This window comes from Pseudomonas sp. Xaverov 83 (assembly GCF_019352905.1).
GTDB lineage: Bacteria > Pseudomonadota > Gammaproteobacteria > Pseudomonadales > Pseudomonadaceae > Aquipseudomonas > Aquipseudomonas yamanorum.
In genome coordinates, this window is record NZ_JAAAFU010000011.1 from 291,499 (window position 1) to 304,466 (window position 12,968).

Here is a 12,968-nt window from a genome sequence, read left to right on the forward strand (position 1 = left end):
GGCCGCGTTCTTGTCGGGGTGCCTTGTTGGAAGGCTGAGATCGGTAAATACCGGATCCCGTTGAACCTGATCAGGTTAGCGCCTGCGTAGGGAACAAGATTTCTCGTCACCCGGCGAGTCCTCTTGTGCTTCGTCCGGGATGTTGTTCGACAATCGAACAGCCCGTGCGCCAAGCACAGCACTGTCACAGTGCGTCCATCCGTCACAGGTTCGCTCCGACAAAAATCCACCACCTGGATAGTTGGAGAGCCCGTGATGAGCATCGAATTAAAAAGCCAAAAATCAAAAAACACCGTGCACTTGAGCGAATCGGCCAAGGTCGACTCCGGTTCCGTGCAGCCGTTTACCCGCTCGCAAAAAATCTACGTCCAGGGCACCCGTCCGGATATCCGCGTGCCGATGCGTGAAGTCAGCCTTGATGTGACCCCCACCGACTTTGGCGGCGAAATCAACGCGCCCGTGGTGGTCTACGACACCTCAGGCCCCTACACCGACCCGAATGTGATCATCGACGTGCGCAAGGGCCTGGGCGATGTGCGTTCGCCGTGGATCGAATCCCGTGGCGACACTGAGCGCCTGTCGGGCTTGAGCTCGCACTTCGGCCAACAGCGCCTGAGCGATGCCGAGCTGACCGCGCTGCGCTTCGCCCACGTGAAGAACCCGCGCCGCGCCAAGGCCGGGGCCAACGTCACCCAAATGCACTACGCCCGCAAAGGCATCATCACCGCCGAGATGGAATACGTTGCCATCCGCGAAAACATGAAGCTGGAAGAAGCCCGTGCCGCCGGCCTGCTGGACCAGCAACACGCCGGCCACAGCTTCGGCGCCAGCGTGCCGAAAATCATCACCCCGGAATTTGTGCGCGAAGAAATCGCCCGTGGCCGCGCGATCATCCCGGCCAACATCAACCACACCGAGCTGGAACCGATGATCATCGGCCGTAACTTCCTGGTGAAGATCAACGGCAACATCGGCAACAGCGCACTGGGTTCGTCCATCGAAGAAGAAGTGGCGAAACTGACGTGGGGTATTCGCTGGGGTTCGGACACGGTGATGGACCTGTCCACCGGCAAGCACATCCATGAAACCCGCGAGTGGATCATCCGCAACTCGCCGGTGCCGATCGGTACCGTACCGATCTACCAGGCCCTGGAAAAAGTCGGCGGCGCCGCTGAAGACCTGACCTGGGAGCTGTTCCGCGACACCCTGATCGAACAGGCCGAGCAGGGCGTCGACTACTTCACCATCCACGCCGGCGTGTTGCTGCGTTATGTGCCGCTGACCGCCAAGCGCGTCACTGGCATTGTCTCCCGTGGCGGCTCGATCATGGCCAAGTGGTGCCTGGCGCACCACAAAGAGAACTTCACCTACACCCATTTCGACGAAATCTGCGAAATCATGAAGGCCTACGACGTCAGCTTCTCCCTGGGAGATGGCCTGCGGCCGGGTTCGATTGCCGACGCCAACGACGCCGCACAATTCGGTGAACTGGAAACCCTTGGCGAACTGACCAAGATCGCCTGGAAGCACGACGTGCAAACCATGATCGAAGGCCCGGGCCACGTGCCGATGCAGCTGATCAAGGAGAACATGGACAAGCAGCTGGAGTGCTGCGACGAGGCGCCGTTCTACACCCTCGGCCCGCTGACCACCGACATCGCGCCGGGTTATGACCACATCACCTCGGGCATCGGGGCGGCGATGATCGGCTGGTTCGGTTGCGCCATGCTCTGCTACGTCACGCCGAAGGAACACTTGGGCCTGCCGAACAAGGATGACGTAAAGACCGGGATCATCACCTACAAGATCGCAGCGCATGCGGCGGACTTGGCCAAGGGGCATCCGGGGGCGCAGATTCGTGACAACGCGTTGAGCAAGGCGCGCTTCGAATTCCGCTGGGAAGACCAGTTCAACCTGGGCCTGGACCCGGACACCGCGCGTTCGTACCACGATGAAACCTTGCCGAAGGACTCGGCCAAGGTCGCGCATTTCTGCTCGATGTGCGGGCCGAAATTCTGCTCGATGAAAATCACCCAGGAAGTGCGTGAGTACGCGGCCAACCAGCGCATTGAAGCGGTGGACGTGGACGTGGCCAAGGGCCTGGCGGAGCAGGCGGAGCGGTTCAAGCAGGAAGGTAGTCAGCTGTACAAAAAGGTCTGAACCCGATGATCGTTCCCACGCTCTGCGTGGGAATGCATCCCGTGACGCTGCGCGTCACAAAAGCGGACGCAGAGCGTCCAAAGCGGCATTCCCACGCAGAGCGTGGGAACGATCATGTCCCTCTGAGATAACACCCTTGAGCATTCAACCCAGCACCTATTCCCCAGACATCGCGGTGCCCGCCGACAAACGCGTCTTCGGCGCCCGCGATCTCTTCTCCTTGTGGTTTTCCCTGGGCATCGGACTGATGGTCCTGCAAACCGGCGCGCTGTTGGCGCCGGGCCTGGGCCTGTCCGGCTCGTTGCTGGCGATCTTCCTCGGCACCCTGGTCGGCGTCCTGCTGCTGGCCGCCGTCGGCGTGATCGGCAGCGACACCGGCCTGTCGTCCATGGCCGCTCTGAAACTCAGCCTCGGCACCAAGGGCGCAAGCCTGCCGGCGCTGCTGAACCTGCTGCAACTGATCGGCTGGGGCTCGTTCGAAATCATCGTGATGCGCGACGCCGCCAGCCTGTTGGGCGCCCGCGCGTTCAGCGAAGGCAGCCTGCTGACCAGCCCATTGTTCTGGACCCTGGTATTCGGCGCCCTCGCGACCTTGCTCGCCGTCAGCGGTCCGCTGACTTTTGTGCGGCAGATCCTGCGTAAATGGGGCATCTGGCTGCTGATGGCCGCCTGCCTGTGGCTGACCTGGAACCTGTTCGCCAAAGCCGACCTGGCTGCACTCTGGGCTCAGGCCGGTGACGGTTCGATGCCATTCGCCGTGGGCTTCGATATCGCCATCGCCATGCCGCTGTCCTGGCTGCCACTGATTGCCGACTACTCACGCTTCGGCAAACGCGCGAAAAACGTGTTCGGCGGCACGGCGCTGGGTTTCTTTATCGGTAACTTCTGGCTGATGAGCCTGGGCGTGGCCTACACCCTGGCGTTTGCGCCGAGCGGTGAAGTGAATGCGTTACTGCTGGCATTGGCCGGGGCTGGCCTGGGGATTCCGCTGCTGCTGATCCTGCTGGATGAATCAGAAAACGCCTTCGCCGATATTCACTCGGCGGCGGTGTCCAGCGGGATTCTGTTGCGCTTGAAAGTCGAGCACCTGGCGTTGGCCATCGGCGTTATCTGCACGCTGATCGCCTGCTTCGCGCCGTTGGCGCAGTACCAGAACTTCCTGCTGCTGATCGGCTCGGTGTTCGCGCCGCTGTTTGGCGTGGTGCTGGTGGATCACTTCATACTGCGCCGCCGTGGCCATGGGGTTGCCGCCAACCTGCGCTGGCCAGCATTGCTGGCGTGGCTTGGAGGGATCAGCACCTATCACCTGCTGGCGAATCTGTACCCGGATGTCGGCGCGACCCTGCCGGCGCTGGTGCTGGCAGGGCTGTTGCACTTCATCCTGGGCCGGGCCTTCAGTGGCGTGCGGGCACCAGCTCAGGCTTGATCACACCGGTCAGGCGCGCATAGGGGATGGTCATCTCGATCAGCCCCAATGCGTAGGGCGCGATGGTGGTCACGTTGTACTTGAGCACCACGCCATTGCTGGTCAGCGCCACATTCGGGGTTTTCTGGAACGGCCAGTTCTTCACGAACTCCGGGTCGCGGTCCATCTGCGAGTTGATCAGCCAGTTGTTGTGGGCGACTTTGGCGGTCTTCCAGAATGCATCTTCCTGGCCCGGCAACAGCATGTCGGTCAGGCTCAGCTCTTTGTGCAGCAGGCGTGAATAGTTGATGAAGCCGCGGCCCGGCTCGCCGTGGGCGGTGCCGGTGTCCAGATAGCTGGACACTTCGATGATCACCAGTCCGTCATGCTGCTCACGTACCTTGGCCTGCAAGTACATGCTGTTGCGGTCAGGGGACTCACGCAAGAACTTGTCGCGGTAGGCGTTCAGGGTGGCGGGCATGCTCTGGCCTGGCGAGGTGCGGGCCATCTGCAGCAGGCGCTGCTCGATGATCTGGTCCAGCTGCGGCTCGGACGGGAAGTGCACGGTGTCGATATTGACCAGCGGGCAATCCGGGCTGCTGCAGCCGGGTTTGATCTGCTCGGAGGCGTCGGCGGTGGTGTCCAGCGGCTTGAGATAGCTCGGTTGGAACAGGCTCTGGCAAGCACCCAGGGTCAAGGCGATACAGGCCACGGAGGCGATTTTTAAAAGCGACATGTGTGTCCTTCATAAATCGAGGAAAGGTGAAAATGTGGAGCTTCGACTCCCGACAAGGCAGTCAGTTCGCCACTAAGCTGATTAGAGTGAGTTTGACGCCCGCCGTCTATCCCGGCAACCGGAAAGGGGCTGCATCAAGGGGCTCGAGCGCGTTAGGATGGCGCGATGTCGAGGCCGCCTCGATACCGCAAGGCAATAAACGAGGGTTGATATGACGGACACAGCGAAATCGACGCCGAGCAAGGTCGAGATTGTTCAGCGCGACAATGCCTACAAGGGCTTCTACAAACTGGATCGGCTGAAGCTGCGGCACGAGAAGTTTGATGGTGGCATGAGTCGTGAGCTCAATCGCGAAGTCTTTGTTCGTCATGACGCCGTGTGTGTGCTGCCCTATGACCCGCAGCGCGATGAAGTGGTGCTGATCGAGCAGTTTCGCATAGGCGCCATGGGCCGTACCGACAACCCGTGGCTGATCGAAATGGTTGCCGGCCTGATCGACAAGGATGAGCAACCGGAGGAGGTTGCACACCGCGAAGCCGAAGAGGAAGCTGGCCTTACATTCTCCGCACTCTGGCCGATCACGAAGTACTTTCCGTCGCCGGGTGGCAGCACCGAATTTGTCCACTTGTTCCTGGGCCGTTGCGAAAGCGCCGGGGCCGGTGGCGTCCATGGACTGGAAGAGGAAGCTGAAGATATCCGCGTCACCGTCTGGGCCTTTGAAGACGCCCTGCAAGCGGTACGTGACGGTAAAATTTCCAACGCAGCGAGCATTATTGCCCTGCAATGGCTTGCGCTTAATCGCGCGGAAGTGAGGGGGTTATGGCAGTAAAGGCACGGGAGCGATATCGGGTTGACCTGATCGGGCTGCAAGCAGCCTGCGAGGCCAACTATGCACGGCTCATGCGGCTGCTGCCGGATATGCGCCACACCCCCGAGGCGCGGCGTATTGCCGTGACCCACGGCGATCAGATGCTCGGCGTGCTGACCCTGGAAGTGATCGTGAACTGCCCGTACACCACCACCCTGCGGGTGCGCCAGGAGCACAGCCTGCCGTGGCTGCCGGTGCCGCAGCTGGAAGTGCAGGTGTACCACGACGCGCGCATGGCCGAAGTGATCAGCGCCGAACATGCACGACGCTTTCGCAGCATCTATCCTTACCCCAATGTGTTCATGCACCAGCCCGATGAGAAAGCACAGCTCAATGTGTTCCTCGGTGAATGGTTGAGCCACTGCCTGGCCCTGGGCCACGAGTTCGAAGTCGTTCGATAGATGTGAACTGTGTCCGCTTCACGGGTTTCCTCTTTGTGTCCTGCCCCAGCATAATCGCCTCAAATGTCCATTCCTGTGATCACGCCCTGGGAGAACGCCTTGCCGAGCGTATCCGCCTTGAACCCTGACGCTTCGGCGTTGCTGGTGCAGTTGTCCGATAGCCACCTGTTTGCCGAGGCGGACGGCGGGCTGCTGGGCATGAAAACCCGCGAGAGCCTGCAACGGGTGATCGAGTTGGTGCTGGCGCAGCAGCCGCTGATTGATCTGGTGCTGGCCACCGGGGATTTGTCCCAGGACGGCACGCTGGAGTCCTACCAGGCGTTTCGTGACATGACCCGGCAGATTGAAGCGCCAGCGCGCTGGATTCCGGGGAATCACGATGAGCCGCAGGTGATGCTGCAAGCGGCGATCAACAGTGCCTTGCTGGAGCCGGTGGTGGATGTGGGCAACTGGCGCATCACCCTGCTGGACTCGGCGGTGCCCGGCTCGGTGCCGGGGTATTTGCAGGACCAGCAACTGCAGCTGTTGGCGCAATCGTTGAGTGAGGCGCCGACTCGGCATCATCTGGTGTGTTTTCACCATCATCCGGTGTCGATTGGGTGTGCTTGGATGGAGCCCATCGGTTTGCGTAATCCTGAGGCGTTGTTTGCGGTACTGGATCGGTTCCCGCAGGTGCGGGCGGTGCTTTGGGGGCATGTGCATCAGGAAATTGACCGGGAGCGTAATGGGGTGCGTTTGTTGGCTTCGCCTTCTACCTGTATTCAGTTCGCTCCAGGGAGTGAGGATTTCAAGGTGAGCGAGCAGGCGCCTGGGTATCGTTGGCTGCGGTTGCATGCCGACGGGCGGTTGGAAACCGGCGTGGAGCGGGTGCAGGGCTTTGCGTTTCAGGTGGATTACGGTAGCAACGGCTATTGAGATTTCCCTGTAAACTGCGCCTCTTTGGCTGACCCACAGAGGACCCGGAATGTCCGCATCGATCTTGTATATCCATGGCTTCAACAGCGCTCCCGCCTCCAACAAGGCCAGCCAGTTGATCACCGTGATGGACAGCCTCGGTCTGGCCGACCAGTTGCGCGTGCCGGCCCTGCATCATCACCCCCGCCAGGCGATCCCCCAGTTGGAGGCGGCTATCCGTGAGCTCGGAAGGCCACTGCTGGTAGGCAGCTCCCTCGGCGGCTACTATGCAACCCATCTTGCCGAACGCCATGGCCTCAACGCCTTGCTGGTCAACCCGGCAGTCAGCCCTCATCGGATGTTCGACGGATACCTGGGCACCCAGAAGAACCTCTACACCGATGAGACCTGGGAACTGACCCACGATCACGTTGCAGCCTTGGCCGAGCTGGAAGTACCGGCACCTCAGGACCCCCAGCGTTATCAGGTGTGGTTGCAGACCGGCGATGAAACACTGGATTATCGGCTCGCCCAGCAGTATTACCGGGCCTGTGCCTTGCGCATCCAGGCCGGTGGCGACCACGGTTACCAAGGCTTTGCCCAGCAGTTACCGGCGCTGTTGAGTTTTGCCGGCATTGGCGCAGATCAGTACCAATCCTTCGATTTCACCGCATTGTGAAACCGCAGGTTACTTTTTAATCGAACGACTCACGACGAGACCCCATGGCCACTCCCAGCGCTAGCTCTTATAACGCCGACGCCATCGAAGTCCTCTCGGGCCTCGACCCGGTGCGCAAACGCCCCGGCATGTACACCGACACCAGTCGGCCGAACCACCTTGCCCAGGAAGTCATCGACAACAGTGTCGACGAAGCCTTGGCCGGGCACGCCAAGTCGGTACAAGTCATCCTTCACGCCGACCATTCCCTGGAAGTGTCCGACGACGGTCGCGGCATGCCGGTGGACATTCACCCGGAAGAGGGGGTGTCGGGCGTCGAACTGATCCTCACCAAGCTGCACGCCGGCGGCAAGTTCTCCAACAAGAACTACCAGTTCTCCGGTGGCTTGCACGGTGTGGGTATTTCCGTGGTCAACGCCCTGTCGAACCATGTCCGGGTCAAGGTCAAGCGCGACGGCAACGAGTACCAGATGACCTTCGCCGATGGCTACAAGGCCACCGACCTGGAAGTGATCGGCACCGTCGGCAAGCGCAACACCGGCACCAGCGTGTACTTCGCGCCGGACCCGAAATACTTCGATTCACCCAAATTCTCCATCAGCCGCCTCAAGCACGTGCTCAAGGCCAAGGCTGTCCTGTGCCCGGGCCTGCTGGTCAGCTTTGAAGACAAAGGCACCGGCGAAAAGGTCGAGTGGCATTACGAAGACGGACTGCGCTCCTACCTGGAAGACTCCGTCAGCGAATTCGAACGCCTGCCCAACGAGCCGTTCTGCGGCAGCCTCGCCGGTAATAAAGAAGCGGTGGACTGGGCCTTGCTGTGGCTGCCGGAAGGCGGAGACAGCGTTCAGGAAAGCTACGTCAACCTGATCCCGACCGCCCAAGGCGGTACCCACGTCAACGGTTTGCGCCAGGGGCTGCTGGATGCCATGCGCGAATTCTGCGAATACCGCAGCCTGCTGCCCCGCGGCGTGAAGCTGGCGCCGGAAGACGTCTGGGAGCGAATCGCGTTCGTTCTGTCGATGAAGATGCAGGAGCCGCAATTCTCCGGCCAGACCAAGGAACGCCTGTCGTCCCGTGAGGCTGCGGCGTTTGTTTCCGGTGTGGTCAAGGACGCTTTCAGCCTGTGGCTCAACGAACACCCTGAATTGGGCCTGGCCCTGGCAGAGCTGGCGATCAACAACGCCGGCCGCCGCTTGAAGGCCAGCAAGAAAGTCGAACGCAAGCGCATCACCCAGGGCCCGGCACTGCCGGGCAAGCTGGCGGACTGCGCCGGGCAAGACCCGATGCGTTCTGAACTGTTCCTGGTGGAAGGTGATTCCGCTGGTGGCTCCGCCAAGCAAGCGCGGGACAAGGAATTCCAGGCGATCCTGCCCCTGCGCGGCAAGATCCTCAACACCTGGGAAGTCGACGGCAGCGAAGTGCTGGCCAGCCAGGAAGTGCACAACATCGCCGTGGCCATCGGTGTCGACCCGGGTGCGGCAGACATGAGCCAGTTGCGCTACGGCAAAATCTGCATCCTCGCCGACGCCGACTCGGACGGTTTGCACATTGCGACCTTGCTCTGTGCGCTGTTCGTCCAGCACTTCCGCCCGTTGGTGGATGCCGGTCACGTCTATGTCGCCATGCCGCCGCTGTACCGTATTGACCAGGGCAAAGAGATTTTCTACGCCCTGGACGAAGCCGAGCGCGATGGCATCCTCGATCGCCTGGTGGCCGAGAAGAAACGCGGCAAGCCTCAGGTCACCCGATTCAAAGGCCTGGGTGAGATGAACCCGCCGCAATTGCGGGAAACCACCATGGACCCGAACACCCGGCGCCTGGTGCAATTGACCCTAGAAGATTTCGCCGCTACCTCGGAAATGATGGACATGTTGCTGGCGAAGAAACGCGCGCCGGATCGCAAGAACTGGCTGGAGTCCAAGGGCAACCTGGCCGAGGTTCTGGGCTGATGCGCAGCGGTTTCGCCCTGGCGATACTGTTGTTGAGCGGGTTGGCGGCCACCTCGGTGGCCGCAGCGCCTGCGGCTGAGCTGAAGCTGTTGTCGGAACACCCGGTGGAAGGCATGCGCGGCGGTAACCTGTCGGGCCTGGCTGTATGCGGTAAGGCGTTGTGGACGGTATCCGACCGCGACGACGACCAGATCTACCGGCTCGATATCAGTGCCGATACCTGGCAGGCCGAAACGGTGAAGATCAATGTGCCGCCGGTGCCGGAATCCGGCTTGCCCTTTGGCTTGCGCTCACGCACCAAGGCGGCGTCGTTGATTCGCGGTGGCGACCTGGATTTTGAAGGTATCAGCTGCGATGCGGCGGGCAACCGTTACATCGTCAGCGAAGCCCACGCGGCGGTGCTGCAAGTGCCGGTGACCGGTGAGCCTGAGTGGCTGAAGATCGCCCCGGGCATGGTGCGAGAGGCTCGGGCCAGTGGCATGTTGCTGCACTTCAATGCGTTGTTCGAAGGCTTGGCGGTGAACCCTGAAGGCAATCAAATCTGGCTTGCGGCCGAACGTGAGCGGCGCGGGCTGATTTCCATCAAGCGCCCGCAAACCCTCTGGGATTGCGACGGCCCTTGTGTATTGCTGAGTGAGGCCGGCCAGGAAATGCAGCCGGCTCAATTCCCGGGGGCCAAGGCGGTGTCCAAGGACTTTGCCGACCTGGCACTGTTCAATGGCAAGCTGTTTACCCTGGAGCGCAATGCGTTTCAGGTGTGTCGCCGGGACGCGGTCACGGCCAAGGTGGAGTTGTGCTGGTCGTTTGCTGATGAAGCGCTGACGCCGAATCGGCGTTACGCCCAGGCGTATGGCTTGGCTGAAGCCCTGGTGGTAGACGCAGACGGTGCCTGGATCGGCATCGACAATAATTTCAAGCCGCGCGCCGATGGTGAAAAACGGCCGATGGTCTATCGTTTCGCCGCCCCTGCCGGTGGCTGGAGCGCCAAGCCATGAGCGCCCAGCCACCCGGCAAGCGCGCCGGACGGGTGTTGATGTTCGTGGCCTGGGGCGCCGGCCTGTTTTTGGCCACACGATTTTTTGGGCAGTGGGAAGCACGTCAGGAAAATCCCAATGCCGTAGTCACCTCGGAGCAACACGAGGGTTACATCGAAGTAAAACTGCTGGGCAACGGCCAAGGGCATTTCGTCGCCACTGGCCAGATCAACGGTCAGCCGGTGCAGTTCATGCTCGACACCGGGGCGACCGACGTGGCGGTTCCGGCCGAAGTGGCCGACCGTCTCGGGCTTAAACGCGGCATGCCGGTTGGCGTGAGTACGGCCAACGGGCGAACCCAAGGCTTCCGGACCGAGCTGGGCCGTCTGCAACTGGGCGATATCGTCCTTCAGGACGTGCGCGCCATAGTGGTACCGGGATTGGGCGACGAACAGGTATTGCTGGGCATGAGTGCTTTGAAACAACTTGAATTTACCCAGCGCAGCGGCACCTTGCTGCTGCGCCAGACCAAACAATGATGAGGCCCGCATGAGTGACATCCTTGCAGACAGCTTAGACGGCGTTGAACGCCGGTCGCTGGCTGACTTCACCGAAAATGCCTACCTCAACTACTCCATGTACGTGATCATGGACCGTGCCTTGCCGCATATCGGCGACGGCCTGAAGCCCGTACAGCGGCGCATTATCTATGCGATGAGTGAGTTGGGCCTGGACGCGGACTCCAAGCACAAGAAGTCGGCGCGTACCGTCGGTGACGTGCTCGGTAAATTCCACCCCCATGGCGACTCGGCGTGCTACGAGGCCATGGTGCTGATGGCCCAGCCGTTCAGCTATCGCTACACGCTGGTGGATGGCCAGGGTAACTGGGGTGCGCCGGATGATCCCAAGTCCTTCGCCGCCATGCGTTATACCGAGGCGCGCTTGTCGCGGTATTCGGAAGTGCTGCTCAGCGAACTGGGCCAAGGCACGGCCAACTGGGGCCCGAACTTTGACGGCACCCTCGACGAGCCGTTGGTGTTGCCGGCACGTTTGCCGAATATCCTGCTCAATGGCACCACCGGCATCGCCGTGGGCATGGCCACTGACGTACCGCCCCACAACCTGCGGGAAGTGGCCAGCGCGTGCGTGCGCTTGCTGGATGAGCCGAAGGCTACGGTCGAGCAGTTGTGCGAGCACATTCAGGGCCCGGACTATCCGACCGAAGCGGAAATCATCACGCCTCGCGCCGATCTGCTGAAAATCTACCAGACCGGTAAAGGCTCGGTGCGCATGCGCGCCGTGTACCACATCGAAGACGGCGACATCATCGTCACCGCGCTGCCGCACCAGGTGTCCGGCGCCAAGGTGCTGGAGCAGATTGCCGCGTTGATGCAGGCCAAGCCGTCGAAGCTGCCGCAAGTCGCCGACTTGCGTGACGAGTCCGACCACGAGAACCCGTGCCGCATCGTGATCATCCCGACCAACAGCCGGGTCGACCACGAAGTGCTGATGCAGCATCTGTTCGCCAGCACCGAGCTGGAGTCCAGCTACCGGGTCAACATCAACATCATTGGCCTGGACGGCAAGCCGCAGTTGAAGAACCTGCGGGCACTGCTGGTGGAATGGCTGGAGTTCCGGGTACAGACCGTGCGTCGCCGCCTGCAATTCCGCCTGGATAAGGTCGAGCGCCGCCTGCACCTGTTGGACGGTTTGTTGATCGCCTACCTCAACCTGGATGAAGTGATCCACATCATCCGTACCGCCGAGCACCCGAAGGCCGAGCTGATCGCGCGCTTCGAGCTCAGCGAAATCCAGGCTGACTACATCCTCGACACCCGTCTGCGTCAGTTGGCGCGTCTGGAAGAGATGAAGCTGCGGGACGAGCAGGACGCGCTGCTCAAAGAGCAAGCCAAGCTCCAGGCCCTGCTGGGCAGCGAAGCCAAGCTGAAGAAGCTGGTGCGCACCGAGCTGATCAAAGATGCCGAAACTTATGGTGATGATCGCCGTTCGCCGATTGTCGAGCGTGCCGAAGCCAAGGCCCTGACCGAAACCGAGCTGCTGCCCAACGAGAAAATTACCGTCGTTCTGTCGGAAAAGGGTTGGGTTCGCTCGGCCAAGGGGCATGATATTGACGCCACCGGCCTGTCGTACAAGGCTGGTGACGGTTTCAAAACCGCTGCGGCGGGGCGTTCCAACCAGTTTGCGGTGTTTATCGACTCCACCGGGCGCAGTTATTCAGTGCCGGCGCATACGTTGCCGTCGGCGCGGGGGCAGGGCGAACCGTTGACCGGGCGCCTGACACCGCCGCCGGGTGCGAATTTTGAATGCGTGCTGCTGCCGGACGATGATTCGCTGTACGTCATCGCCTCCGATGCGGGCTACGGGTTCGTGGTCAAGGGTGAAGACCTGCAGGCCAAGAACAAGGCGGGCAAGGCGTTGTTGAGCCTGCCGAACAACGCCAAGGTGATCCTGCCGCGTCCGGTGGAAGACCGTGAAGGCAATTGGCTGGCATCGGTGACCACCGAAGGGCGCCTGCTGGTGTTCAAGATCAGCGATTTGCCGCAGTTGGGCAAAGGCAAGGGCAACAAGATCATTGGTATCCCCGGGGAGCGGGTGGCCAGTCGCGAAGAGTACGTGACCGACATTGCCGTGATCCCGGAAGGCTCGACCCTGGTGTTGCAGGCCGGCAAGCGCACGTTGTCACTGCGCCCTGACGACCTTGAGCACTACAAGGGTGAGCGGGGGCGTCGCGGCAATAAACTGCCGCGCGGCTTCCAGCGAGTGGACGCTTTACTGGTGGAAACGCCGGTTTAACGCGATATAGAGCGCCCGATCTACGATTTAACCCGTAGATCGACGCTTTCGCGCTGGAGTCATGGCGCATATTCACGGATGATATGGC

11 protein-coding genes and 1 riboswitch are annotated in these 12,968 nt (G+C 61.3%); of the genes, 10 read left to right on the plus strand and 1 reads right to left on the minus strand.

The window, feature by feature from the left end; all coding sequences use genetic code 11:
- Positions 1-4: 4 nt before the first annotated feature.
- A riboswitch (TPP riboswitch) is annotated at positions 5-110 on the plus strand.
- Positions 111-255: 145 nt separating this feature from the next.
- Positions 256-2,160 (plus strand): phosphomethylpyrimidine synthase ThiC, encoded by a 1,905-nt coding sequence (thiC, locus tag K0H47_RS05735; protein WP_008439122.1) that lies wholly within the window; start codon positions 256-258, stop codon positions 2,158-2,160.
- Between the two features lie 136 nt (positions 2,161-2,296).
- Complete coding sequence (gene cytX / locus K0H47_RS05740) at positions 2,297-3,586, plus strand: putative hydroxymethylpyrimidine transporter CytX (RefSeq protein ID WP_219272164.1); 1,290 nt, start codon at positions 2,297-2,299, stop codon at positions 3,584-3,586.
- Here cytX and K0H47_RS05745 read toward each other — a convergent pair.
- Positions 3,555-4,301, minus strand: coding sequence for an RsiV family protein (locus K0H47_RS05745; protein ID WP_063033406.1), 747 nt, complete (start codon positions 4,299-4,301; stop codon positions 3,555-3,557). The two genes, cytX and K0H47_RS05745, sit on opposite strands and share 32 nt — an antisense overlap.
- A 211-nt stretch (positions 4,302-4,512) precedes the next feature.
- Here K0H47_RS05745 and K0H47_RS05750 point away from each other — a divergent pair, with 211 nt between their 5' ends.
- The 8 genes from K0H47_RS05750 (at position 4,513) to parC (ending at position 12,880) form a co-directional block, all read left to right on the plus strand.
- Positions 4,513-5,130 (plus strand): NUDIX domain-containing protein, encoded by a 618-nt coding sequence (locus tag K0H47_RS05750; RefSeq protein ID WP_063033405.1) that lies wholly within the window; start codon positions 4,513-4,515, stop codon positions 5,128-5,130.
- Entirely contained in the window at positions 5,121-5,570 is a 450-nt protein-coding gene (locus tag K0H47_RS05755) for a DUF1249 domain-containing protein (RefSeq protein WP_003209507.1), read from the plus strand. The genes K0H47_RS05750 and K0H47_RS05755 overlap by 10 nt, the downstream gene beginning before the upstream one ends.
- A gap of 99 nt (positions 5,571-5,669) precedes the next feature.
- On the plus strand, positions 5,670-6,485 hold the full coding sequence (gene cpdA, locus K0H47_RS05760) for a 3',5'-cyclic-AMP phosphodiesterase (RefSeq protein ID WP_219272192.1): 816 nt from the start codon (positions 5,670-5,672) through the stop codon (positions 6,483-6,485).
- A 49-nt stretch (positions 6,486-6,534) separates the two neighbouring features.
- The gene (locus K0H47_RS05765) at positions 6,535-7,143 is read left to right on the plus strand and encodes a YqiA/YcfP family alpha/beta fold hydrolase (RefSeq protein ID WP_177025904.1); all 609 of its coding nucleotides are present in this window, start codon (positions 6,535-6,537) and stop codon (positions 7,141-7,143) included.
- Positions 7,144-7,187: 44 nt separating this feature from the next.
- Positions 7,188-9,092, plus strand: a complete 1,905-nt coding sequence (gene parE / locus K0H47_RS05770; protein ID WP_219272165.1) for a DNA topoisomerase IV subunit B — start codon at positions 7,188-7,190, stop codon at positions 9,090-9,092.
- Positions 9,092-10,087, plus strand: coding sequence for an esterase-like activity of phytase family protein (locus K0H47_RS05775; protein WP_017478324.1), 996 nt, complete (start codon positions 9,092-9,094; stop codon positions 10,085-10,087). Before parE ends, K0H47_RS05775 begins: the two co-directional genes overlap by 1 nt.
- On the plus strand, positions 10,084-10,605 hold the full coding sequence (locus K0H47_RS05780; protein WP_063033402.1) for a TIGR02281 family clan AA aspartic protease: 522 nt from the start codon (positions 10,084-10,086) through the stop codon (positions 10,603-10,605). Before K0H47_RS05775 ends, K0H47_RS05780 begins: the two co-directional genes overlap by 4 nt.
- Positions 10,606-10,615: 10 nt before the next feature.
- The gene (gene parC, locus K0H47_RS05785; protein ID WP_003217539.1) at positions 10,616-12,880 is read left to right on the plus strand and encodes a DNA topoisomerase IV subunit A; all 2,265 of its coding nucleotides are present in this window, start codon (positions 10,616-10,618) and stop codon (positions 12,878-12,880) included.
- Positions 12,881-12,968: the final 88 nt, after the last annotated feature.

Coding starts and splice junctions, on each gene's coding strand:
- thiC (WP_008439122.1), top strand. CDS start 256: ATGAGCATCGAATTAAAAAGCCAAAAATCAAAAAACACCGTGCACTTG.
- K0H47_RS05745 (WP_063033406.1), bottom strand. CDS start 4,301: ATGTCGCTTTTAAAAATCGCCTCCGTGGCCTGTATCGCCTTGACCCTG.
- K0H47_RS05750 (WP_063033405.1), top strand. CDS start 4,513: ATGACGGACACAGCGAAATCGACGCCGAGCAAGGTCGAGATTGTTCAG.
- K0H47_RS05755 (WP_003209507.1), top strand. CDS start 5,121: ATGGCAGTAAAGGCACGGGAGCGATATCGGGTTGACCTGATCGGGCTG.
- K0H47_RS05765 (WP_177025904.1), top strand. CDS start 6,535: ATGTCCGCATCGATCTTGTATATCCATGGCTTCAACAGCGCTCCCGCC.
- parE (WP_219272165.1), top strand. CDS start 7,188: ATGGCCACTCCCAGCGCTAGCTCTTATAACGCCGACGCCATCGAAGTC.
- K0H47_RS05775 (WP_017478324.1), top strand. CDS start 9,092: ATGCGCAGCGGTTTCGCCCTGGCGATACTGTTGTTGAGCGGGTTGGCG.
- K0H47_RS05780 (WP_063033402.1), top strand. CDS start 10,084: ATGAGCGCCCAGCCACCCGGCAAGCGCGCCGGACGGGTGTTGATGTTC.
- parC (WP_003217539.1), top strand. CDS start 10,616: ATGAGTGACATCCTTGCAGACAGCTTAGACGGCGTTGAACGCCGGTCG.